Source organism: Trichococcus sp. K1Tr (assembly GCF_028309625.1).
Taxonomy (GTDB): domain Bacteria; phylum Bacillota; class Bacilli; order Lactobacillales; family Aerococcaceae; genus Trichococcus.
In genome coordinates this window covers 119,989-144,973 of sequence record NZ_JAQMHR010000001.1, presented here as the reverse complement: position 1 = coordinate 144,973, position 24,985 = coordinate 119,989, and the positions used below count along the sequence as shown (strand labels likewise).

The 24,985-nt window shown below is 47.1% G+C and carries 19 protein-coding genes; 2 read left to right on the top strand and 17 right to left on the bottom strand.

Annotation, left to right across the window (positions count from 1 at the left end; translation table 11 throughout):
* Positions 1-284 precede the first annotated feature (284 nt).
* On the top strand, positions 285-974 hold the full coding sequence (locus tag PH235_RS00730) for a C39 family peptidase (RefSeq protein WP_272160554.1): 690 nt from the start codon (positions 285-287) through the stop codon (positions 972-974).
* Between the two features lie 56 nt (positions 975-1,030).
* On the opposite strand, the gene rbfA is transcribed toward PH235_RS00730, so the two are convergent.
* From rbfA to PH235_RS00655, 15 genes are all read right to left on the bottom strand, one after another.
* Positions 1,031-1,387 (bottom strand): 30S ribosome-binding factor RbfA, encoded by a 357-nt coding sequence (gene rbfA, locus PH235_RS00725; protein ID WP_086627880.1) that lies wholly within the window; start codon positions 1,385-1,387, stop codon positions 1,031-1,033.
* 38 nt (positions 1,388-1,425) lie between these two features.
* Entirely contained in the window at positions 1,426-3,879 is a 2,454-nt protein-coding gene (gene infB / locus PH235_RS00720; protein ID WP_272160552.1) for a translation initiation factor IF-2, read from the bottom strand.
* Between the two features lie 22 nt (positions 3,880-3,901).
* On the bottom strand, positions 3,902-4,210 hold the full coding sequence (locus PH235_RS00715) for a L7Ae/L30e/S12e/Gadd45 family ribosomal protein (RefSeq protein ID WP_086627878.1): 309 nt from the start codon (positions 4,208-4,210) through the stop codon (positions 3,902-3,904).
* Positions 4,207-4,491 (bottom strand): RNase P modulator RnpM, encoded by a 285-nt coding sequence (gene rnpM, locus PH235_RS00710; RefSeq protein WP_106449474.1) that lies wholly within the window; start codon positions 4,489-4,491, stop codon positions 4,207-4,209. The genes PH235_RS00715 and rnpM overlap by 4 nt, the downstream gene beginning before the upstream one ends.
* A gap of 18 nt (positions 4,492-4,509) precedes the next feature.
* Complete coding sequence (gene nusA / locus PH235_RS00705) at positions 4,510-5,811, bottom strand: transcription termination factor NusA (protein WP_272160549.1); 1,302 nt, start codon at positions 5,809-5,811, stop codon at positions 4,510-4,512.
* Positions 5,812-5,842: 31 nt separating this feature from the next.
* Positions 5,843-6,316 carry a ribosome maturation factor RimP gene (rimP, locus tag PH235_RS00700; protein ID WP_106449472.1) on the bottom strand — a complete coding sequence of 158 codons (474 nt, stop codon included), beginning with the start codon at positions 6,314-6,316 and terminating at the stop codon, positions 5,843-5,845.
* A 170-nt stretch (positions 6,317-6,486) separates the two neighbouring features.
* The gene (locus PH235_RS00695) at positions 6,487-10,824 is read right to left on the bottom strand and encodes a PolC-type DNA polymerase III (RefSeq protein ID WP_272160546.1); all 4,338 of its coding nucleotides are present in this window, start codon (positions 10,822-10,824) and stop codon (positions 6,487-6,489) included.
* A gap of 82 nt (positions 10,825-10,906) precedes the next feature.
* Positions 10,907-12,181, bottom strand: coding sequence for an RIP metalloprotease RseP (gene rseP / locus PH235_RS00690; RefSeq protein ID WP_272160544.1), 1,275 nt, complete (start codon positions 12,179-12,181; stop codon positions 10,907-10,909).
* Positions 12,182-12,217: 36 nt separating this feature from the next.
* Positions 12,218-13,012 (bottom strand): phosphatidate cytidylyltransferase, encoded by a 795-nt coding sequence (locus PH235_RS00685; RefSeq protein ID WP_272160543.1) that lies wholly within the window; start codon positions 13,010-13,012, stop codon positions 12,218-12,220.
* Positions 13,013-13,022: 10 nt separating this feature from the next.
* The gene (locus PH235_RS00680) at positions 13,023-13,784 is read right to left on the bottom strand and encodes an isoprenyl transferase (RefSeq protein ID WP_272160541.1); all 762 of its coding nucleotides are present in this window, start codon (positions 13,782-13,784) and stop codon (positions 13,023-13,025) included.
* 173 nt (positions 13,785-13,957) lie between these two features.
* Positions 13,958-14,515 carry a ribosome recycling factor gene (frr, locus tag PH235_RS00675; RefSeq protein WP_086627870.1) on the bottom strand — a complete coding sequence of 186 codons (558 nt, stop codon included), beginning with the start codon at positions 14,513-14,515 and terminating at the stop codon, positions 13,958-13,960.
* 2 nt (positions 14,516-14,517) lie between these two features.
* Positions 14,518-15,240, bottom strand: a complete 723-nt coding sequence (gene pyrH, locus PH235_RS00670; RefSeq protein WP_086627869.1) for a UMP kinase — start codon at positions 15,238-15,240, stop codon at positions 14,518-14,520.
* An 87-nt stretch (positions 15,241-15,327) separates the two neighbouring features.
* The gene (gene tsf, locus PH235_RS00665) at positions 15,328-16,209 is read right to left on the bottom strand and encodes a translation elongation factor Ts (protein WP_272160539.1); all 882 of its coding nucleotides are present in this window, start codon (positions 16,207-16,209) and stop codon (positions 15,328-15,330) included.
* Positions 16,210-16,345: 136 nt separating this feature from the next.
* A complete protein-coding gene (gene rpsB / locus PH235_RS00660) occupies positions 16,346-17,131 on the bottom strand; it encodes a 30S ribosomal protein S2 (RefSeq protein ID WP_272160538.1) in 786 nt (261 codons plus the stop codon).
* A gap of 202 nt (positions 17,132-17,333) precedes the next feature.
* Entirely contained in the window at positions 17,334-20,558 is a 3,225-nt protein-coding gene (locus PH235_RS00655; RefSeq protein WP_272160537.1) for a DEAD/DEAH box helicase, read from the bottom strand.
* Between the two features lie 170 nt (positions 20,559-20,728).
* On the opposite strand from PH235_RS00655, the gene PH235_RS00650 reads away from it, so the two are divergent.
* On the top strand, positions 20,729-21,346 hold the full coding sequence (locus tag PH235_RS00650) for a lysophospholipid acyltransferase family protein (RefSeq protein WP_272160536.1): 618 nt from the start codon (positions 20,729-20,731) through the stop codon (positions 21,344-21,346).
* Between the two features lie 111 nt (positions 21,347-21,457).
* Here PH235_RS00650 and PH235_RS00645 read toward each other — a convergent pair whose 3' ends face one another.
* Both PH235_RS00645 and PH235_RS00640 read right to left on the bottom strand, forming a co-directional pair.
* Complete coding sequence (locus tag PH235_RS00645) at positions 21,458-23,233, bottom strand: ABC transporter ATP-binding protein (protein WP_272160535.1); 1,776 nt, start codon at positions 23,231-23,233, stop codon at positions 21,458-21,460.
* A complete protein-coding gene (locus tag PH235_RS00640; RefSeq protein WP_272160534.1) occupies positions 23,230-24,984 on the bottom strand; it encodes an ABC transporter ATP-binding protein in 1,755 nt (584 codons plus the stop codon). Before PH235_RS00640 ends, PH235_RS00645 begins: the two co-directional genes overlap by 4 nt.
* Between the last annotated feature and the right edge of the window lies 1 nt (position 24,985).

Sequence of the window (24,985 nt, the reverse complement as noted above, 5' to 3'; positions counted from 1 at the left end):
AAAAAGCTAGGCTAGGTCAAGCCTTTCAGGCACGCGAATCATTTTTTTATGGCATTTGCCATCCGGCGAACGCATGGCCCATATGCTTTACTGTCACGCTGTCGCAACAGGACATTTCAATCGGTCTGCATCGCGGAATATGCTAAAATATAAGTGTGTAGAGGATTGAAAAGCGCAGCCAGGCATGCCGGACAAGGAGAATCAGGATGAAAAAAGGCAGGCTCAACAACATAACGCTATTTTCTGGCATATTACTCACTCTTTTACCGCTGAGTCTCATTCCAATGAGACCCGATGAATCCGAAGAAGTGACCGCAGAATCCGCCATGCCCCTGCAAACCGAACCTGCGGTTTTAGTGCGGCTGGATGTGCCGCTCCTGAATCAATTGGATCCGCCTGCCCTGCTGCTCGGCTGCGAAGTCACCGCCCTTGCCATGATCCTGCAGTACAACGAAATACCGGTCACGAAAAACGATCTCGCCGACAGGCTCCCAGTGGTTCCGATCTACTACGAAAACGGGCTGCACGGCAATCCAAATAAGGGGTTTGTCGGCGATGTGACCGGATCGGACTACGGTTTTTGCGTCTACCATGGCCCGATCGCGTCATTGGCAGCCGAATACATCCCATCCAATCACGTGGAGGATATCAGCGGACAGGACTTCTCTTCTGTCATTGCTGCCCTTGACCGAGGCTTTCCTGTTTGGGTCGTCACGACGACAACTTTCCTGCCCGATGATGCGTTGGAAGTGTGGCAAACGCCGACAGGCCCGGTCAACATCAGCTACATCATGCACAGCGTTGTGGTTGTCGGGTACGACGCCGATAGTCTTTACATAAATAATCCCTACGGCCAAAAGGACCAGAAAGTCGACAGGCGGAACTTTACCCTGGCTTGGGAACAAATGGGCAAACAAGCCATCTACATCGCGGCTGAGACGCCCGATCAGGCAGAAATGCAGATAAAAGAATAGGATTCCGGTTTTATCCCGGAACCCTATTCTTTTATTTGTTTCAACACTAGCGGAATTTATTTCTTTTCGTCTTCATGCATTTTGCGGATCAATTCATCGATCTTACTGCCGTAAGCCACCGATTCATCTCGTTTGAAGATCAATTCCGGTGTCTTGTAAAGGGTCAGACGCGTTCCAAGTTCCTTGCGGACAAGGCCAGTAGCCTTATCCAATCCTAGTTGCGTTTTTTCACGATCGCTTGCAAGTTCCGACAATGTACTGTAATAGATGGTTGCTTGCTGCAAGTCACCGGTGATTTCCACATCAGTGATGTTTACGTTCGCAACACGCGGATCTTTTACACGCTTAGCCAGGATATCATTCACTTCGCGTTGTATTTCTTGTTTGATTCTTCCTGCTCTGAAATTAGCCATTTCGGTTCACCTCTCACTAGTTCGATTTTTGTGGCGCTTCATTTCTTGATTTCAACCATATGGTACGCTTCGATGACATCATCGATGCGGATATCGTTGTAATCTTCGATCATCACACCACATTCGAAGCCTTTTTTAACTTCTTTGGCATCATCCTTGAATCGTTTCAAGCTGGCAAGTTTGCCGTCGAAAATGACGATGTTGTCGCGGATGATACGGATACTGCTGCTTCTTCCGATGTAGCCATCGGTTACGAAAGCTCCACCGATTGTGCCGACTTTAGAAACTTTATAGGTCTCACGGATAAGCGCTTGACCGGTTACTTGCTCTTCGAATTCAGGATCCAGCATGCCCTTCATCGCTGTTTCGATTTCATCGATGGCATTGTAGATGATACGGTGCAGACGGATGTCCACATTCTCGTTGTCCGCTTGGATCTTCGCTTGAGGCGTCGGACGGACGTTGAATCCGATCATGATTGCGTTGCTGGCTGCCGCCAAGGTAACGTCACTCTCGTTGATTGCGCCTGCTGCCGAGTGGACGATCTTGACGCGGACACCTTCTACCTCGATTTTTTGTAAGCTCGCAGCCAAGGCTTCAACTGAACCTTGCACGTCAGCCTTGATGATGACATTGACGTCTTTAAGTTCTCCGTCTTTCAAGCTGGAGAACAAGTTGTCCAAAGTCACGCGATTCTGCGTTGAACGTTGCTCCATAAGGGCACGTTTCGCACGTTCTTCACCGGCTTGACGCGCTGTCTTCTCATCTTCAAAGACAACAAAGTGATCCCCGGCTTGCGGTGCTGCATTCAAACCTGTGATTTCGACTGGCATTGCAGGTCCAGCCGTTTTCACGCGTCTGCCTTGATCGTTGGTCATTACGCGGACACGGCCATGCGTATTACCGACTACGATCGGATCGCCGATTTTCAAAGTACCTGATTGCACCAAGACGGTAGCGATCGGTCCTTTTGATTTATCCAAACGGGCTTCGATAACAGAACCAATCGCTAAACGATTCGGATTAGCTTTCAATTCCTGGACCTCAGCAACCAACAAGATCATTTCCAACAATTCTTCGATCCCTTGACCGAATTTAGCTGAGATGTTGACGAAAATCGTTTCGCCGCCCCAAGCTTCCGGAACCAAACCTTGATCGGATAATTCTTGCATTACGCGATCTGGATTTGCTGTTGGTTTGTCGATTTTGTTTACGGCAACGATGATGGGAACATCAGCCGCTTTTGCGTGGCTGATAGCTTCGATTGTCTGTGGCATCACTCCGTCGTCAGCCGCGACAACGATGATCGTGATATCTGTGACATCCGCTCCGCGGGCACGCATCGTCGTAAAGGCAGCATGTCCTGGTGTATCCAAAAACGTGATCGGCTTGCCATCGATTTTGACCTGATATGCACCGATATGCTGCGTGATTCCGCCTGCTTCGGTTTGGATTACGTTCGTGTTGCGCAGTGAATCCAAAAGCGTCGTTTTACCATGATCGACGTGACCCATGATAGTGACAACTGGAGGTCTTGCAACTAATTCTTCCGGATTTTCTTCGATTTCGAAATAGCTGTCCAAATCGGAAATATCCTGAACAATTTTTTCTTCGGCTTCGATGCCATAATCAGTAGCCAACAATTCCAAAGCATCTTTTCCTAATGCTTGGTTTTGCGTGACCATGATGCCCATCAGGAATAACTTTTTGATTATTTCAGCCGGCTCACGGTGCAGTTTTTTGGCAACTTCCATTACATTCATGCCGTCTGTATAGACGAATGTTTCCGGTAACTCACGGAATTTGCGTGGTGGTACTGCAGGTCCTTGCTTAGCCGTGCCTTTTTTGAACTTCGAACGTTTGTTTTTGTTGTAGGGATTGTTGCCTCTCCCTTGATTTCCTTGACTGCGCGGATTGGAACCGCCTGAATTTTGACCGTATGATGGACGGCTTGATTTGGCTGGCGCATTGGTAGTAGTATTCGTGTTTGCAGTTTTCTGCACTGGTTTGTCATTTGATTTGTTTGGCGAAACAGAGTCAACTCGATTCATTTTAGTATTTGGACGATTTTGTCCAGCTTGGCTTGTGGCTTGCGCCGGCCGATTTGTATTCTTTTCTGCAGTATTTCTTGTTTGTCCTTTATTTTCGGAACCGTTTTTTTGATTCGGAGAAGGATTCGATGGTTTATTTTTCATGTCTGTTTTTTTCCTCAGTTCACTCTTATCAGTAGGTTTATGTGTTCCGGTTGCAGGCGCCTTTTTGTTGTCTGCTGGTTGCTTTTTCTGTGTCGCATTGGATTGCGGTGCACTTGGCTTGGCAACCTGATTCCCAGCAGTGGAAGAGATGGATTGGTTCAACTTTTTGATGTCTCCGTCTTCCATGGTTGACATATGGCTATGATAATCGATCCCCAATTGTTTTGCTTTATCCAACACCGTTTTGCTGGATATTTTGTGTTCGTTTGCATACTCGTAGACACGTTTTTTTTCCATGTCATCACCTTCCCTTATCTCATTACTTTGTTCCTTTCAGCCGCATGAAACTTTTGGCGAATCCTCTATCTGTCAAGGCGCAAATGGAACGGGACTTGCCTATTGCTTGACTGATTTGTTCCGAAGTGAAATGCACCAGGAACGGGACTTCATAATAGCGGCATTTGTTTTCTAATTTTTCTTTGGTGTTATCGCTGCAGTCCGTCGCACAGAGGACGAAGACTGCTTCATTTTTTTGGATGGATTTGATGGTCATTTCTTCACCTGTGATCAGTTTGCCGGCGCGCAATGCCAACCCCAGCAAATTCAACATCTTATCTTCAGGTGTCATAATAAGCTCCTTGCTTTTTGGTGTTCGACATAATCGAACAACTCTTGATAGAACGCATCACTGATCGCGGTCTCGAGGTGTTTGTCCAAAATGTGTTGCTTCCAAGCCTTCTGCACCAATGCAGGTTCCAGAGAGACATAGGCTCCACGGCCATTCATGCGGCCGGTAGGGTCAATGGCGATTTCACCTGCTTGATTTTTTACGATTCGGACCAATTCTTTTTTTGGTTTCATCTCATTGGAGACGACGCATTTCCTCATCGGAACTTTTCTTGTCTTCATTAACCTTCACCTCACTGATTAGTCTTGATAGTCCTCTGCTAATTCATCATAGCTTTGTTCCGGATCTGTCTCGACTTCCGAGATCAGCTGCTCTACATCTTCAGGATCAAGGATTTTTTCATCGTTTTCGTATTCTTCCGTATAATCCGTTTCGTCAGCTGGAACAGCGATATCTTCAGCGACTTCCTCAGCCGTAAATATCTTATCCAAGCCAGCGAAGGAATGGATTGCATCAGCGTCTTCTTCATCTGCTGCAACTTCTTGAGCACCGGATTCCATCAATAACTTATTATACTCTGTTTCGGACTTGATATCGATTTTATAGCCTGTCAATTTAGCCGCTAAGCGCGCATTTTGACCTTTTTTACCGATTGCCAATGATAGCTGATAATCAGGAACGATGACTGTGCAACTGCCGTCTGCCTGATGGAAATCCACCTTCACGACTTGTGCCGGATTCAATGCATTTCCAATGTAGATCGACGGATCTTCGTTCCATTCAACGATATCCATGTTTTCTCCGCGCAATTCGTTTACGATCGCTTGGACACGTTGGCCTCTTGGGCCTACGCAGGTGCCGACAGGGTCGACGTTCTTATCGCGGGAGCGCACGGCTACTTTTGAACGGTCTCCGGCTTCACGTGCGATCGAGACGATTTCGACAACGCCGTCGAAGATTTCAGGAACCTCTTGCTCAAACAAGCGCTTCAGCAAGTCGGGATGACTGCGGCTGACAAAAACTTGCGGCCCTTTTGAAGTGTTTTCGACCTTTGTGATGTACACTTTGATGCGGTCGTGCGGCTGGAACGTTTCATTCGGAATCTGCTCCTGCTTAGACAATACCGCTTCAATTTTCCCAAGGCTCACATAAATGTAACGGCTGTCCATTCTTTCGACGACACCCGTCAAAATGTCATTCTCATATGCGATAAATTGATTGTAGACGATGCTGCGTTCCGCTTCACGGATACGCTGCATGATGACTTGCTTAGCTGTCTGAGCGGCAATCCGTCCAAAATCTTTGGGAGTGACCTCAAAACGAATTTTGTCGCCTAATTCGTATGCTTTGTTGATCTGCAGAGCATCCTCCAGACTTACTTCCAAAGTCGAATCAAACACCATATCCACTACTTCTTTGACAGCGTAGACATGGATGTCCCCTTTTTTCGTATCGAATTCCACTTCAACGTTTTGGGCCTGACCATAATTACGTTTGTATGCAGACACAAGCGCAGCTTCCAACGCACTGATGACAATCTCTTTTGAAATACCTTTGTCTTTTTCCAACACTTCAAGAGCACTTAACATTTCTTTGCTCATATTATTTCTTCACTCCTATCTCAAAAAATGATTAAAATTGGATAGCCAATCTTGCGTTTGCGATCTGTTTTCTTTCGATTTCGATATCTTTTGTTCTTGTTTTGATTCTGATCGTCAATACGACGGATTCGTCATTTAATTCCTTCAACGTTCCTTCGTAGAACTTCTCACCATCAATTGCTTGATAGAAGGACAGATGCACGTATTTACCGATGGCATTCTGCATATCTGCTTCAGTCTTTAATGGACGCTCTGCGCCTGGTGAGGACACCTCCAGGAAATACGCTTGCGGGATCGGATCCGGGTCGATGGCATCCAAAGCTTCACTGACTTTTTCGCTGATCAATGCACACTCCTCGATATCGATGCCGCCTGGTTTATCTATATAGATTCTGAGAAACCAGTTTTTCCCTTCCTTCAAAAACTCCATATCCACTAATTCTAAATTCTGTTCATCAACTATTGGTTGAACCACTACCCGAACTTCATCTACTACACGACTCACAGAAATCCTCCTTTATCAATCCTACACCACTGTCATACATTGGCTGACTGCGTAAAAAGAGTGAGCGTTTCCGCTCACTCCATCCGACGACTTATTCTCATATAATCATACACCATTGTGTCAGTAAATGCAAGGACTTACCAATCTAATGGCTTTGGAATAGCCTTCCCCTAAAAATCAAATAAAGAAAGTTGATTTTCGTCAGGCAAGTTTTTCAACACGCCATTTTCATTCATGTAATCGATGATCGTCTTCGAAACCTTCCCTCTCGTTGCCAAGTCTTCTTTGGACAGGAACGGTTGGTTTTCCCTCGCTTGAACGATCTGGTTCGCCACGTTGCCTCCCAATCCCGGGATGGCCCGGAATGGCGCAATCAGCGTATCCCCTTCGATCACAAAATTATTGGCGTGCGATTTATCGAGATCGACCATCTTGAAGGTGAAACCGCGCTCGACCATTTCGTTCGCCAATTCCAATACGGTCAGCAAACTTTTTTCCTTGACCGAAGCTTCCAAACCCTTATCCATGATTTCTTTCATGCGGGTCTTTATCATTTCTTTCCCTTGCGTCATCGCGACCAAATCGAAGTCCTGCGCGCGCACGGAGAAGAAAGCACAGTAATAACGGATCGGCTGGTGCACTTTGAAATAAGCGACGCGCAAAGCCATCAGTACGTACGCCGCCGCATGGGCTTTCGGGAACATGTATTTGATCTTCAGGCACGATTGGATATACCATTCAGGTATTTCCTTAGCACGCATCTCCGCCTGCCAATCATCAGGGATTCCTTTCCCTTTACGGACACTCTCCATGATTTTGAAGGCCAGACCGTCATCCATACCGTGATGGATCAGATATACCATGATGTCATCACGACAGCCGATAACGTCCGCCAGCGGGATGTTGTTCTCGCGGATAAGCGTTTCGGCATTGCCCAGATAGACATCGGTCCCATGGGAAAGGCCCGAAATCTGCAGCAACTCCGCAAAGGTGTTCGGACTCGTCTGCTCAAGCATCCCCCGGACAAAGCGCGTTCCAAATTCAGGTATTCCGAGTGTTCCGGTTTTACTGAATATCTGGTCCGGCGTGATGCCCAACACCTCGGTGCCACTGAATATTTTCATGACATCCGGATCATTGGGCGGGATTGTTTGCGGATCGATCCCGGACAGATCCTGCAGCATCCGGATAACGGTCGGATCATCGTGTCCAAGTATGTCCAATTTCAGCACGTTATCATGGATCGAGTGGAAGTCGAAGTGGGTCGTTTTCCACTCAGAATCCTGGGCATCGGCCGGAAACTGGATGGGCGTAAAATCGTAGACATCCATATAGTCCGGAATGACGATGATGCCGCCGGGATGCTGTCCTGTCGTCCGTTTGACGCCGGTGCAGCCTTTTGCCAACCGATCGATTTCCGCTGATGAGAATCTGAAGTTGTGATCCCGCTCATAGGCTTTCACATATCCAAAGGCCGTCTTGTCCGCTACCGTACCTATCGTCCCGGCACGGTACACATACTCCTCCCCGAAGAGCTCCTTCGTGTAGGCATGGGCATGTGCTTGATATTCCCCTGAGAAGTTCAAGTCGATATCGGGTACTTTGTCTCCGTAGAAACCAAGGAACGTTTCGAATGGGATATCGTGGCCGTCGCGGTCCATGTCCGCCCCGCATTTCGGGCAGTCCTTCTTTTCCAAGTCGTAGCCGGAACCGATCGATCCATCTTCATAGAAATAGGAATATTTGCATTCCGGACAGCGGTAATGCGGCGGCAAAGGGTTGACTTCCGTTATCCCGGTCATGGTGGCTACAAAACTTGAGCCTACCGAGCCCCGGGACCCTACCAAGTAACCGTCCTGGTTGCTCTTCAGCACCAATTTTTGGGAAATCAGATAGATTACCGAGAAGCCGTTGCCGATGATCGAGTTGAGCTCTTTCTCCAGTCTCTTTTCGACCAGCTCAGGAAGTTCTTCGCCATATAGACGCTTAGCCTCATCGTAGGAAAGTCGCGTGACTTCCTCATTCGCACCTTCCATGTTGGGTGTATACAATTGGTCTTTGATCGGCACGATCACTTCCGTGCTGTCAGCGATTTTCTGGGTATTATAAACAACGATTTCCTTGGCTTTTTCTTTGCCCAGGAAGGAGAAGCAGTCGAGCATCTCATCTGTCGTCCGGAAATGGGCTTCCGGCATATGCAGGATCTTGCCTTGGTTCACCTTCAGGGAACCGATCAATATTTCCCGGTAGATGGCGTCCTCTTTGTTCAGGTAATGGACATTTCCGGTTGCGACGACCGTCTTGCCGAGTTCATCCCCGATGGCGACGATTTGGGTGATGATCTCCTCCAGGTCGCTTTCATTCTTGACTAATTCCTTCGTGATGAGCGGGGCATAAACCTCTTTCGGCATGACTTCGATGTAATCGTAGAACTTGGCTTTCTCTTTTGCTACCTCTGCCCCTTTTTGCATCATCGCTTCAAATATCTCGCCTTCGCTGCAGGCAGAACCGATCAATAAGTTTCCCCGGATTGCTTGCAGGACGCTGCGCGGAAGGCGCGGTGTCCGGTAATAATACTCGATATTCGAAGCGGAAATGATTTTGAACAGGTCCTTCAATCCATCTTGATTTTTTGCCAAAATTGTTGCGTGGAACGGCCGTGCCCGTTTATAAGAATCGCCGCCGCCAATGTATTTGTTGAGTTCATCATGAAACAGGATGTTATGATCTTCGCGTGCTTCCTTCAGGAATATCCAGCAGAGTGCCCCTGTTGTTTCGGAATCATAAACTGCTCGGTGATGCTGTTCCAAGCCGACACCATAGCGTTTCGCTAATGTATTCAAACGATGGGATTTCAATTGCGGATGCAGGAAACGGGACATCTCCAAGGTGTCGATCACCGGTTGCGGCGCTTCTGGCATGCCATGGCGTTCATAACTGTTGTTCAGGAAGCCCATGTCAAAACTGGCATTATGGGCTACGAGAATGGAACCCTCAGAGAATGCCGTGAATGCCTCCAACACCGTTTTTTCCGGTTTGGAGTCGCGCACCATGTCATCGGTTATGCCGGTCAATTGGATGGTCGTCTGCGACAACGGATGACCCGGATTGATGAACTCTTCGAATGTCTCAATGACATTTCCTTTGTACATTTTTACGGCAGCCAGCTCGATGATTTTGTCGTAAACTGCAGACAAGCCCGTCGTTTCCACGTCGAATACGACATAGATTGCTTCGCTGAGATCTTCATGGACCGGATTATAGGCAATCGGAACACCGTCATCGACGACGTACGCTTCAATACCGTACAATATTTTCACATTATTCGCTTTTCCGGCTGCATGGGCGTCGGGATAGCCTTGCGCGGCGGCATGGTCAGTCAGCGCGATGGCTTTGTGTCCCCATTTGGCTGCTTGTTTGACAAAATCGCCGATGCCATTGGTGGCATCCATCTGACTCATATTTGAGTGCAGATGCAATTCGACTCTTTTTTCATCTTCGGGCGCACGATCTTTCCGTTCCGCATGCGCCACCTCATTGACGTCGCGGCCATTCACAACCAAGTCACGCATGAACGTGTCTTCTTGGACACTCCCGCGGACGCGCACCCAGATGCCTTTTTTGACCAACTCGAAATTCTGTTCATCTGTTTCATTCGACGAGAACAACTTCACTGAAAACGAGGAAGTGTAATCCGTCATTTTGAATACGAGCAGTTTCCGGCCGGAGCGCAGTTCCCGGATTTCGCTGTCAAAAATGTAGCCTTCAATGACCACGGAACGCTCTTCTTCAGTGATCGAAGCCATCTGTTTGATTTCTTCCTTGCCTGAAATCTGTCTGCCGATCAGCAAGGGGCCGTTGTTGCCTGCTTTCGATTGCGAGCCGTCACTGCGTTGTCTGTCCTGTTGGTTTTGTTTGATGGCTTCTTCTGCTTGTTTGACCAACATTTCATCCTGCTCTTGTTTCCTTGCCAGATATTGCGCCATTCTGGCTTCGGATGCTTCCTCGTCCACTTCAATCATGATTTGGAAACTGGGGAACCCCAAGACCAGATAATTCTGTTGGATCACCGATAGGTAGTTATCCGCCAAATGATTTTTGGTTATTTCATTTTCAACATTGATCACGACTTTGTTGTTCAAGACGACTGGCGTATGTTTAGCAAAAAGCGTCTGGACCAGCGGCGAGGATATGTTGCTGCGCTGGACGACCGTTTCCCAATAATCCAGGATGCTCTCGTTGGTCAGGATCGGTTTCCTTGTTTTGATCTGAAAATCGATCGTGGCGATAGATTGGAATTTTATTTTCATGTGGTTCATCAAAGCATTGAACACTTCGAAAGGCAGGACGTTGTCAAAAACGAACTGGAATGACCATAATTTGGACTTTTTATGCACGATGACCTGTTCGATTTCCCCGTTTTCAAAATACGGCAGGTACTCCGGCTTGTGATGCAGATTTATCTGTTCCAGCATCTGCTGGAACAATTCATGTTTCGATAATGCCATTTGATCTCTCCTTCTCAACTAACAAACAAAAAGATCCAAAGAATGAGCTTTCCTTTCTTTGAATCTTCCTATTTTCTTCCTATCATTGGCCAAAGAAAAATCTTTGGATATCGTTCCAAGTGACGATGACCATCAGCAGGAGCAACAGCCCCATTCCGATAGCTGTGATGATGCCTTCCTTCTCCGGGTCCAGCGGCTTGCCTCGGATTCCTTCCACTACGTTCAGCAGCAGTTTCCCGCCATCCAATGCCGGAATCGGCAAAAGATTCACGACACCAAGGTTGATGCTCAAATAGGCCAGGAAACTGAGCACGCTCAGAAAGCCATAATCAACGACTTGTTCCGTTGCCGCATAGATGGCGACAGGCCCTCCGAATGAATCGGCTTGGAAGCCGGTCCTGAACATGGAGAAGACCAATCCGAAGATCGAAGTGGCTATCAACCAAAATTCTTCGAAGCCGTAACTGAGTTTAGCCATCAAGGTGCGATCCATCGGGGGAGCGACACCAATCAGCCCATAGTCATTGCCTTGTTCATCGGTTTTCGTGTCTGGCGTGACGAGGACATCGCGCGCTTCCTGGCCGTCAGTCACGACAGAGAGTGTGATTTCGTTGCCCGGATTGGCTTGGATGGCGGCAACCAGTTCCGTCCATTCAGCGATTTCTTCGCCGTTCACAGCCAGGACTTCATCATCCGCACGTAAACCGGCTGCTTCCGCAGGGCTGTCAGGTTGGATTTCACCTAGGCGATTATCGTTGACCGTAACGCCGCCTTGAATGAACGCAATCGTGATGAACACCGCAATACCCAAAATGAAATTATTCATCGGTCCGGCAAAGTTTGTCATCATCCGTTTCAGCAAGGGCGCTGATTGGTATTGCACATCGATGGGAGCGATCTGAAGCTCCGTCCCGTCCGCTTCGATGATTGTCGCATCGCGTTTGACTTCATAGGTAACGGGTTCCGAACTTCCCGGAATGATGCCCTTTATGAAGAGAGCCTGTTCCAGATCAGCTTCCAGTAATTCTATCGGAACAGCATGCAGATGCTGTTTGTTGCTTAAATCTATTTGAGTGACCTGTTGTGCCTCATCCATGGTTATGTTAAGCGGCATACCGGGTTTCAACTCGGTATCCTCATCCCCGATGCCTGCCATCCGCACATAGCCGCCGATAGGCAGCATCCGGATCGTATAGGTCGTTCCATTTTTGCGATGAGAGAAGATTTTCGGTCCCATTCCGATTGCGAATTCACGAACCAAAATACCAGCTTTTTTCGCAAAATAGAAATGGCCGAATTCATGGATGATCACTAATATGCTGAACACGATGATGAATGTTATGATTGTCTGAAACATGTGATCCCTCCCTTTCTGTATCTTGCCTTGCTGTTCTTAAAATATGAAATGCAGAAAAATATGGAACACAGGCATCACAAAAAGCGTACTGTCGAAACGATCGAGCATGCCGCCATGTCCGGGCAATATCTTCCCGGCATCCTTGACGCCAAAATAGCGCTTGAATGCCGATTCGACCAAATCACCCATCTGCCCGCAGACCGAAAGCAGGACTGTCAGCATGATTTGGAGGCCCATCGATAACTCCAACGGATTGTAGTAATGGAAAAATACGATAGCGATCAGCACAGCAGCGATCGATCCGCCGACGGAGCCTTCGATCGTTTTGTTGGGGCTGATTGCCGGTGCCAATTTGTTCTTGCCTATTTTTCTTCCGATCATGTAAGCGCCGATATCCGTCCCCCAGATGATGAACAGCACTAAAAGAACCATCCAAAATCCGATATCCCTTGTCTGCATGAAGTAATAGAAACCTCTCCCGACATAAAGGGAAGTCAGCACGGAAGCAGCTGCATCGTCGAAGGTGAAATCATTTCTTGAGAACACTGTGAATACGAACAGTATCAATGCTTCCAAATAAATCAAAAGCATCGCATCGATGCCGTCTGGGATGAAATGCAGGTAGGATTCCGGCAACATCAAAAGGACGGTCGCCAAAGCGGTGATGATTCCCTCCATGCTGAAGATGGTCAGCTTTTTCATCTTTAATAGTTCTTGGACGGCAATCAAGCCGATTGCTGTCATGAGCAGTTGCAGCGCCAGTCCCCCAATCCATAAGAATGGGATAAAAACGGCGGCAGCCACTATGCCTGTGATTACTCTTTCCTTCATGGTATCCTCCCTATATGCCGCCGAAGCGGCGATTGCGATGCTGATATTCTGCTAGCGCAGCCTGCAAGCTGGCTGTTGAAAAATCAGGCCAAAATTCTTCCGTGAAGTACATTTCACTGTACGCAGCCTGCCAAAGCAAGAAGTTGCTCAAACGGATTTCCCCGCTGGTGCGGATCAGCAAGTCGGGATCTTGCCATTCGCCAAGTCCACTTGTGAATAGGTATCCGGCGAATACTTCATCGGTGATGTCGTCTTCTGAGAGTTTTCCCGATGCGACATCGCGCGCAATCATTTTTGTCGCTTGGAGGATTTCTGCCCTGGAACCGTAATTCAGAGCGAAATTCAGAATCAAGCCGGTGTTGTCTTTCGTTTTTTCGATCGCATTTTGCACGACCTTCAGCGTCTTTTCGGGCAATTGATCGATCCAGCCGATGGTCGTCACTTTGATGTTGTTCTGCATCAATTCCGGCATGAACACATCAAAAAAATCGATGGGCAAACCCATCAAAAAATTGACTTCATCAGTCGGACGTTTCCAATTTTCTGTCGAAAAGGCATAGAGCGTCAACACCTTCACATCAAGGCGGCTTGCTTCTATGGCTATCCTTTTCACGGTGTTCATGCCCTCTTTGTGTCCGTAGACCCGCGGCATCAATTTTTTCTTTGCCCAACGGCCATTCCCGTCCATGATGATGGCGACATGGGCTGGAACGATGCCGTTCTCATCGAACGGCAATTCTGTTTTTGGATTCTCACTCTTGAATAGAGCCATGCTTTATCCCTCACTTTTTCATAACTCTCTATATTTTAACAAAAACCCGCTTGAATTCCTATGATTAACAGGAATTTATAAAATTTTTAAGTGTGGCCACTATTTTAAAAAGAGCCAGGGCACAAATCATTCGAAATGATTTGTGCCCCGGCTACTTTTCTGCGGATGAAATTTTAAACGTCCAAAATTTCTTTTTCTTTGTCCGCTGTTATTTTGTCGATTTCTTTGGAAGATTTGTCGGTGAACTCTTGCACTTTCTTTTCGTAAGTGCGCAACTCATCTTCTGTGATTTCTTTGTTCTTTTCTGCTTTTTTCAACGCTTCGATGGCATCGCGGCGAATATTACGGATAGAGACTTTAGCCGCTTCGTTTTCTTTGCCGACAGTTTTCGCCAACTCTTTGCGTCGCTCTGAAGTCAGTGCCGGGATAACCAAACGGATGACGTTACCGTCATTGGCTGGGTTGATGCCCAGGTCGCTTTGGTAAATCGCACGTTCGATATCACCGATACTGGATTTATCGTAAGGCGTCACCAACAACATGCGTCCTTCAGGAATCGTGATGGAAGCCAATTGATTTACTGGCGTGTTCGTTCCGTAGTATTCCACTTCGATACGGTCCAATAAACTTGCATTCGCGCGGCCTGCCCGAATAGAGCCAAGTTCGCGGATCAATGCAGCTTCCGTTTTTTTCATTCTGTCGATCGCATTATCAAGGATTTCTTTAACCATGATTATTTCCCCCTAACAGTCGTTCCGATATCTTCTCCAAGTATAACACGGCGAATATTCCCTTGTCTGTTTAAGTTAAATACAACCAACGGGATGTCGTTATCCATGCTTAATGAGCTTGCTGTAGTATCCATTACTTGCAGTCCTTTGGAAATAACATCCAAATGAGTCAATTCAGAGAATTTTGTTGCGTTCAAGTCCTTCATCGGATCGGATGAATAGACCCCATCAACATTGTTCTTAGCCATCAAAATAACGTCAGCATTGATTTCAGCGGCACGAAGGGCTGCTGTCGTATCAGTAGAGAAGTAAGGATTGCCGGTACCGGCAGCAAAGATCACAACGCGTCCTTTTTCAAGATGACGGACAGCACGTCTGCGGATGTAAGGTTCGGCAATCTGTCTCATTTCGATGGAAGTCTGAACACGGGTCGGCACGCCGGCATTCTCCAATGCATCCTGCAGAGCCAAAGAATTCATGACAGTCGCAAGCATACCCATATAGTCGGCTTGCGCTCTCTCCATGCCCATTTCAGCGCCTGTCGTGCCGCGCCAAATATTGCCGCCGCCCACAACGATAGCCATTTCTACGCCCAAGTCATGTACTTCTTTGATTTCTTTAACGATTTCTTCGATCGTCGGCGGATTGATTCCGAAACCAGTGTTGCCCGCTAAAGCTTCACCGCTTAGTTTTAAAACAACGCGTTTGTATTTTGGTTCACTCATTCTATATTTCCCTCCGTAATTGGCTGACCCCTGATCAATCAGGCTTATGACTATGATAAAAAAGCCCCAATTAAGGGGCAATTTTCATTATTTTTTAACTTGGCTCATTACTTCTTCAGCAAAGTCCACAGAGCGTTTTTCGATGCCTTCGCCTACAGCGTAGCGAACGAAAGATTTAACAGCGCCGCCTTTAGAAGCAGCAAATTGTCCAACTGTTTGATCTGGATCTTTAACAAAAGGTTGATCGTTCAATGAAATTTCGCTCAAGAATTTGTTCAAACGGCCTACAATCATTTTTTCAACGATGTTGGCTGGTTTGCCTTCGTTCAAAGCTTGTTCAGTCAGAACTTTCTTTTCATGTTCAAGTTCTTCAGCAGAAACTTCGTCGCGTGAAACATATTTAGGATTGATGGCAGCGATGTGCATAGAGATGTCTTTAGCAGCATCCGCATCAGCAGATCCTTCCAATAATGTCAATACAGCAATACGTCCGCCTTGGTGCAGGTAAGCGCCGAAAGCATCAGCATCCGTTTTTTCAACGATAGTAAAGCGACGCAAAGTAATTTTTTCGCCGATTACTGTAGTAGCGTTCAAGATAACATCGTTTAATGTACCGTCAGCAGTTTCGATTGCTAAAGCAGCTTCCACAGTTTCTGGTTTGTTTTTAGCGATGATTGCTGTGATATCAGCTACTAAGTTTTGGAATTTGTCGTTTTTCGCAACAAAGTCAGTTTCTGCATTGATTTCAGCGATTACGGCTGTATTCCCGTCAACATATACGTTTGCAAGTCCTTCAGCAGCGATACGGTCAGCTTTTTTAGCTGCTTTAGCCATACCGTTTTCTCTTAGGTAGTCAACCGCTTTGTTCATGTCGCCATCGACTTCTACTAGAGCTCTTTTAGCATCCATCATGCCTACGCCTGTCATGTCGCGTAATTCTTTAACCATTTTTGCTGTTACTTGTGCCATTCTATGATTCCTCCTGAATATTCTTTTTCATAAAAAAAGCTGTCCCAAAGAGAATAGAAAAGATGTCGGCTGCCAAATCGGCTATATCTTTCTTCTTTTCTGAGACAGCTCGTTGCTTCAAACTAAATAGGAAATATTATTCGTTGTTGCCTTCTACAACTTCAACGATTTCTTCTAATGAAGTTGCTTCGTCAGCTTCAGCTGCAAAAGTTTCTTCAACAGAAATTTCAGCTTGGTCTTTTCCTTGGTTGCCTTCGATGAAAGCATCAGCCATTTTAGCAGTGATCAATTTAACTGCGCGGATAGCATCATCATTTGAAGGGATTACTACGTCGATTTCATCTGGATCACAGTTTGTGTCAACCATAGCGACGATAGGAATGTTCAATTTGTGAGCTTCTTGAACAGCGATTCTTTCTTTTCTTGGGTCAACGATGAACATTACATCCGGGATTCTAGGCATATCTTTGATACCGCCCAAGAATTTTTCCAAACGTTCTTGTTCTTTTTTCAAGATAGAAACTTCTTTTTTAGGAAGTAGTTCGAAAGTGCCGTCTTCAGACATAGCTTCGATTGATTTCAAACGTTTGATACGTTTTTGGATAGTATCCCAGTTAGTCAAAGTACCACCTAACCAACGGTGATTTACGAAGAACTGACCTGAACGGATAGCTTCGTCTTTGATTGAATCTTGCGCTTGTTTCTTAGTCCCTACGAATAAAGCTACGCCGCCTTCTTCAGCAACGTTAAGCATATATTTGTATGCTTCGTCGACTAATTTTACAGTTTTTTGCAAGTCGATGATGTAGATACCGTTTCTTTCTGTAAAGATGTATCTCTTCATTTTTGGGTTCCAACGACGAGTCTGGTGACCGAAGTGTACGCCTGCTTCCAATAATTGTTTCATTGAAATTACTGCCATGTTTGTTTCCTCCAAGTTTGTTTTTATTTTCCTCCCCCGATTTCTTCTACAGCAGAAACTCATCTTACGATAAGCAACGTCCGCCGTATCGATCAAGGTGTGAAATGTGGTTTTGCACCGTTGATAATTATATCGAATTATACTGAAAGAAGCAAGTGTTTTTTCAGAAAATGGCTATCAAAAAGCCTCATTACTGGTTATTTCAGGATTGGATCCCCAAAATCTGCTTGATGTCATCGTTCGTCAACCGTTGTCGGCTGAGCGCCTCTTCCCCTTCGGATACGATCAACTGATCAAAGAGCATCTTTTTGTCCTGCTGCAATTGGTTGATTTTCTCCTCGATGGTTCCCTCCGCGATGAAACGGTACACTTGCACGTTTTTCTTTTGGCCGATGCGGTGTGCTCGCCCTGCAGCTTGCTCTTCTACTGCCGGGTTCCACCATAGATCGAATAGGATGACGGTGTCTGCGCCGGTCAGGTTCAATCCGGTGCCGCCCGCTTTCAGGGAAATCAAAAAGACATCCGTGTGGCCTTCGTTGAACTGATTGACCAACGTAATCCTTTCGGCGGGAGGGGTTTTTCCGCTCAGATAGAGATGGCTTAAATTTTCCTTGGCCAACTCTGCTTCGATCAACTTCAGCATGGAAGTGAACTGTGAAAACACCAAAACATGCTGGTTGTTCTCTTGGGCATTTTTCAATATTTCGACCAGTTGCTCCAATTTCCCCGAACCGCCTTCGTAGGCTGCATCCACCAAACGGGGATCGCAGCAGATTTGGCGCAGGCGGGTCAGACCGGCCAAGATCTCCATGCGGTTCCGTTGGAAATCTTCACTGTCATAATCAGATACCTTTTCCTGCAGTTGCTGCAGATAGGCCAAATACATGATTTTCTGATCGCGGTTGAGGCTGCTGTAGATATCGGCTTCGGATTTTTCCGGAAGATCGCCTAGAACATCGGCCTTCAGCCTGCGCAACATGAAGGGTTTGGCTGTTTTCGAAATGTCCTCGAGTGACATTTTTTTGAATTCCTGCAGTTTCGGGAACAATCCCGGCAAAATCAATTGGAAGATTGCCCAGAATTCCGTCACGCTGTTCTCAATCGGTGTACCGCTCAACGCGATATTGACCCGGGCATTCATCTTCGCTATGGCACGGAACGTCTTCGTATTGTAATTGTTGACGTATTGGGACTCGTCCAGGATCATCGCGTAGAAATCACATTTTTGGTAGGACTCGATATCCTGCCGGAAACTTTGGTAAGAGGTTATCGCAATGCCGTTCTCGGGCAACTGGGACAACTGCTCATCCCGCTCCTTTTTCACGCCGCTGATGACGCTTATCTTGAGCAATGGCGCAAATTTTTGGAATTCGTATTTCCAGTTGTAGATCAGAGAAGCCGGTGCGATGACCAAAGCGGGTTTGGCATCATTTTTGCCTTCCTCAACTTCGCTGAGCAGAAAAGTGATCAGCTGGAGCGTTTTGCCGAGTCCCATTTCATCAGCCAAAATACCGCCTAAACCGTAGTTGGAAAGGAATTTCAGCCATTTGAAGCCGGTCACTTGATACGGACGTAAATCCGCCTGCAATGTTTTCGGCAGTTCAGCAGGAAACTCGTTCGGGTGCTTGATGAAATGATACAGTTCGTTCAGAAAATCTTGGCTGCCGAGCTCAGGGTTCAGGTCATTGATTTCTTTTTCGAGCGTCATGCTCTTGATCATCGGCATGGAGAGTGTCCCGTCGTGAAGCTGGGACTCATCTTTGATCAATGAAAGGAAACGATTCATCTCTCTCATTGTTTCCGTCTCCAAAGATAAAATGCGACCGTCTTCCGTCTTGTAGTAGGCGTCATTTTTTTTGAGGCTGTTCAACAATCTGTCTATTTCATTTTCCGAAATGCCACCGACATCAAAACGGATATCCAAAAAGGAATCCCTTGTTCTGCGTTGGACCGAAGTTGACACTTCAGTATTTTCCACTATCAGATTCTGCAGGTCAGGACTTAATTCGACCTCCGCATAACGGCGCAAAACAGGTATTTTCCTGTAAAGAAAGCTGAATAGATCCACATCCTTCGAAGCCAGAAAGGATACTTGGTTTTCGATTATGTTGAATTCCAGATTTTCCAATACCTGCAGGATCCGCTCTTCCCCTATTGTGTCCCTGATCAGAAATTGGGACTCTGTTTTCGAGGCGCGGTTCTGTCGGAAGACCGTTTCCCCGTATTTGAAGAAAATTTCCCCTTTTATGCGCTTCGCCGGACCACGGAATTGGATGGATACAGTCAACGGCTCATCGATGATGTTGCGCTCCAGTTCTTCACTGAAGTGCACCGTTCCGATTTGTTTCAGCAACGGGATGACATAAGTCAGCAAATCCGATACATCAGGTTCTTCGATTCCGATCACATTTGAGTCGTCAAAACGTTTTTCAAAGAACGAGAGGTACCCCAACAGTTTATGTTGCTGCACACTGAGTGGGTGAACTTTGTTGCCCTCGATCAGCCAGTCATAATCCAACAGCTGGATGATATTGTCACACTGGATGCGAAGTTCTATTCCCTTGCCTTTCTTTCCCAAAAGGAATTGATAGCCCGGTTTTTCGGGACTGATCTGTACATCCGGATACGTTTGCTCGCCGGCGATCCATTCGACCCGGCCGGTTTGGATCAAATCCTCCAAGATGGAGTGCGCTGCACTCGGCGGAAGGATCAGATAGGAATCCAATTTTCTGGCCGTAACATTCAGCAATTGCTTATTCAAGGCAGCGGGTTGCTCCTCAAGCAACTTATGCAACCGGTAGATGATGGGCTGGTCCATTTCCTGTATCTTCACTGTCCGGAAATCGATCCCATCGCCGAGACGGTATTCCCATTTTTCTTGTTTGATGAATTGTTCCGTAAATTGTTCGATATTGGTGACCATGTAGGGTTTATCGACCCCTGCACGCAAGGATAGAGCCAATACATGCTCACCTGTGTTTTGCATCAGATTATTTGGTTTCATGCGCAGAACCTGCAGCGTATACTGCACTATAAAATCTGCTTGGGTGTTCAGGCCCTGGGCGCCTTTGTTTTCTTGGAAGAAAATCTGCGTCAAGTCGTTCACAAATTCTTGACCGGCAGTTTCCGCATCGACCTGAAACTGTTCAGCGCTGCTTTCCGTCAGAATACGGGTGCCGCATTTCTCCTTCAGATACAATTCAACAGCGATCGTATGCTTGCAATACTGATGATTTTTCCAGTACTTGCACTGACATACATCCTGTTCCTTGGCTGTCCCGTCTAAGGTGACATGATACATTTTACTGCCGAGCACCTCACAATGCCAAACCTGGCTGTGAAAATCCGGTTGCACGGATAGTACGCGATCCTCATTCACATATTCGCGTCCCTCTTGTATCAACTTGTCCGGCATACTCCATTTCACGCTATCACTTCCTCTGCTTCTTGCTGTCCATCCTTTATTGTACTGCAATTTCGTCGAAAAATATACCTTCTTCCCCTTTGATGGAGGCCGGAACGGAATATTTAACTTGAAATATTCGACAAACTATCTCATACTGATTAGCATAATGCCAAAGCAAAAGGAGCCCTGTCATGTTTTTTAAAACAGTCGTCATCATCGTCAGATTTCTGGTCCGTATCCTGAACGGCAAGACCGAAATCCAAAACAAAGAGTACATTCCGAAAGACACAGTCTATATCCTTGCAGCACCGCACAGAAGTTTGCTGGACCCCATTTTCATTTCGTTTGGCGTGTATCCACACGAATTTTCATCAATGGCGAAGCAAGAACTCTTCAAGGGGAAATTCATGAATTGGCTGCTCACTCACATGAACGCTTTCCCTGTCAATCGCGAAAACCCGGGTCCGAGCGCCCTAAAGCAACCTGTTTCGATTCTGAAGGAAGGCAAAACCAACCTGCTGATTTTCCCGACCGGATCAAGGCATTCCGCAGAAATCAAAGGCGGCACTTCATCCATCGCCAAGCTGGCCAACGTTCCGATCCTTCCGGTTGTCTATCAAGGCCCGCTCACACTCAAGGATCTCCTGAAACGCAAAAAGGCGACTGTCCGCTTCGGCAAGCCCATCTACCTGCCAAAGGAAAAGCGGATTTCGAGAGATGAACTTGCTGCCTATGACGAACTGCTCGGAACCACTTTCCGCCAATTGGATCAGGAAATCGATCCGAATTTTGTCTACATAGCAAAATGATGCCCCGGCATTGTCCAGAAGCATCATTTACAAATTCAAAAAAAAAAGCAGCGCCGGGAAAATTCCGGCGCTGCTTTTTTGGCATTGCTGCCGTATCCATTAATCACTCAATCAGTCGTTCATCGATTGGAGCATGTACATGTCATAATAGGTTCCCTGTTTGGCGATCAGCTCTTCATGTGTGCCTCTTTCGATGACGCGGCCTTTGTCAAGCACCAGGATCAGATGGGCATCGCGAATAGTGGACAGACGGTGCGCGATCGCAATCGTCGTTCGGCCTTCACGCATCTTCCGCATGCTTTCTTGGATCAGGAGTTCCGTTTCGGTGTCGATATTGGCCGTCGCCTCGTCGAGGATGAGCACTTTCGGATCCCGCAAAATGGTTCGGGCAAACGAAATCAATTGTCTCTCACCGCTTGAATAACTGGCTCCGCGCTCGATCACTTTTGCATGATAGCCTCCCGGCAGCGACTCGATGAATGAATCGGCATGCACAAAGGCAGCCGCGCCTTCGATATCGCGGTCGGTATAATCCTTGCTCATCAAACGGATATTGTGCGAGATGTCGCCGTAGAAAAGGAAGGAATCCTGCAGGACCAGGCCTATTTTCGAGCGGATCTCATCGATCGGATACGTCTTGATTGATTTCCCATCAATCAGAATATCGCCTTTCTCGAAATCGTAAAAACGCAGCAAAACATTGATGATGGAACTTTTGCCGCTGCCTGTATGGCCTACCAGCGCGACCGTTTCGCCCGGATTCGCTGTAAAGCTGATGTCCTTAAGCACATCCTGCTTGCCGTCATAAGAGAAGGAAACGTTTTTGAATTCGATCCTGCCTTGGAGGATCTCCAATTCCGAATCTTCGGGTTGGCTTGGCGCCAATTCGGCATTATCCAATACGCTCAGTACCCGTGAACTGGAGACGATGCCGTCCTGCAGGGCGCTGAGGTTATCCATCATCATCCCCATCGGACGGAAGAAATTTTGGATGTAGGTAGTGAACGCATAGATGACCCCCAGCTCCACGACGCCATTCAACGTCTGATAGCCAAACAGCCAAAGGACGATCGCCAACGCAATTGCCTGCAACAGATTGACGATCGGCATCAACATCAAGGCGTTCATCTGGACCATCGCCACGCGGCCTTTGCTGTAATCGTCATTGATCGCATCAAATTCTGCGCGCAGACGTTTTTCTTGGCGGAACTGCTGGATGATTGCCATGCCGGAAATCGATTCATTCAATTTCGTGTTCAGTTGGCTCAGCCTTTCGCGCATGGTGCGGTAAACGCGCGTGCTGTACTTTTGATAATACCAAATCAGACCGGCCATGATCGGGACAAAAACGATAAACAGAAGGGAAATCTGCTTATTCAATGTCCACATAGCGATGAACACTGTGATGATGCTGAAGATTCCCTCTGCCAAGGCCAAAAATACATTCCAGAATTCCTTGATGGTTTCTGTGTCATTCGTGACGCGCGAAACGATCGATCCGGCCGGCGTCGTGTCATAATAGCGCATCCCCAATTGATTGATCTTACGGAAAACGGCATTGCGGATATTCTCAACGGTTTGTTCAGACGCCATGCTGAAAATATAGCGCTGCAGATACGTGACCAACATCTTCAGCAGGACGACTCCTACATAAGCCAGCGCAAATAGCACACTGATGTTGGTCGTGACAGTGCCAACAGCCAGATAATCATCCATATAAATTTGGATGATGCGCGGTGCCACCACATTGACCAACGACAACGCGATACTGAAAAGTAAAGCCATCAAAAATTTATAGCGGAAAGGATGGGCAAATCGGAAGATGCGTTTGATTACCCGGAGTTGTTCCTTCAATGGGATTGTCTTAGACCATACTGATCCACTCATGCTTCATCCGCCCCTTCCAATTTGGTTTCGAGTTGTTGTTTTTCGTACATCCTGCGGTACCAGCCGTCCTGTTCCATCAACTCATAATGCGTCCCGCGTTCGACAATGCGCCCTTCATCAAGGACGATGATCTCATTCGCATGCATCACGCTGCTGATCCGATGGGCCGCAATGATTGTTGTCTGATCGGCTCTCTTTTCCTTAAGCCCCGTCAGGATCGCTTCCTCCGTCTTCGCGTCCACCGCGGATAGGGAATCATCCAGGATGAGCAGCTCAGGTTCGGTCACCAATGCCCGCGCAATCGCAATCCGCTGTTTTTGTCCACCGGATAAGGAAACGCCCCTTTCACCGACCAACGTATCGTAGCCATCCGGAAAACCGAGGATATCCTGATGGATGGCAGTCAAGCGCGCTGCCTCCTCTACCTTTTGCTGGCTGATGGATGGGTCAGCGAAACGGATGTTTTCCCTGACGTCAGAAGAGAACAGGAAGTTGTCTTGGGGAACGTAACCGATTCCGCTCAGCAATGCATCCAATGAATAATCACGGATATCGATCCCGTTGTAGTTGATGCTGCCGGCATATTGGTCATACTCACGCAATAGCAGACGGAAAATCGTGCTTTTGCCCGATCCGGTTCTGCCGACAATCCCTAACGTTTGTCCCCGCTCCAAATGGAAGTTGACGTCCTGGAGGCTGATTTCTTCGCTGTTCGGGTAACCGAATGAGGACACCTGAAAATCCAAATCGCCTGTAACCGGAGTCCGGATAGCATCCTTCTGCTCCTGAATCGTTGATTTTTCCTTCAGAAGCTCATCGATCCTGCTGTAACTGGCACTGCCTCGTTCCAGCACATTGAACAATCTGCCCACTGCCAACATCGGCCATGCCATCATTCCGATGTAACTGATGAACGAAACCAGCTGACCGATACTGATGCTGCCCTCCACGACAAAACGGCCACCAAAGATGATCGTCAATGCGAAAGAAAGCCCCAAAATAAGTTGGATCGCCGGATCAAACAACGCATCGACCAAGTAGACAGCTTTATTTTTCGCGACGACATCCTTCGTCATCGCCTCGAAATCATGGATATCCTCTTCTTCTTCGCCGAATGTCTTGATGACTTTCACGCCGGATACACTCTCCTGCGTTTTGTCATTCAGATTAGAGAAAGCAGCTTGTGCCTTGCGGAAACGCTTGTGCATCTTCTGTCCGAGGATCCTCGACACCAGCGTCAAAGCCGGCAGCGGAATCATGGCGATGAGCGTCAAACGCCAATCGATCAAGAAAAACATTGTGAAAAGCGTGATCCCGCCTGAAGAAATCGAATCCGCCAATGTCAGTATGCCTGCGCCTGCGACCATCCTGATCGCATTCAAGTCATTCGTCGCATGCGCCATCAGATCGCCGGTTCTGTATTTCTGGAAAAAGACAGCGTCCATTTCGGTGAAATGCTTGAACAATCGTGAACGAAGTATCTTTTCCAACTCTGCCGAAGTGCCCCATATCTTCATCCGCCAAATGTAACGGAAGAGGTACTGCAGGATGCCCGCAATCAATATGACCGCCGACCACTTCCACAAAGAAGCCATCGTTAAGGTCCCTAAGGCAATTTCATCGATGATGATTCCGACAACGCGCGGCGAAACAACCTGAAGTATAGCCACAATGATCAGGAAAAAGACGCCCACAAAATACGATTTCCATTCTTGACGGAAAAACCAACTCAATTTTTTGAAAATACTCACG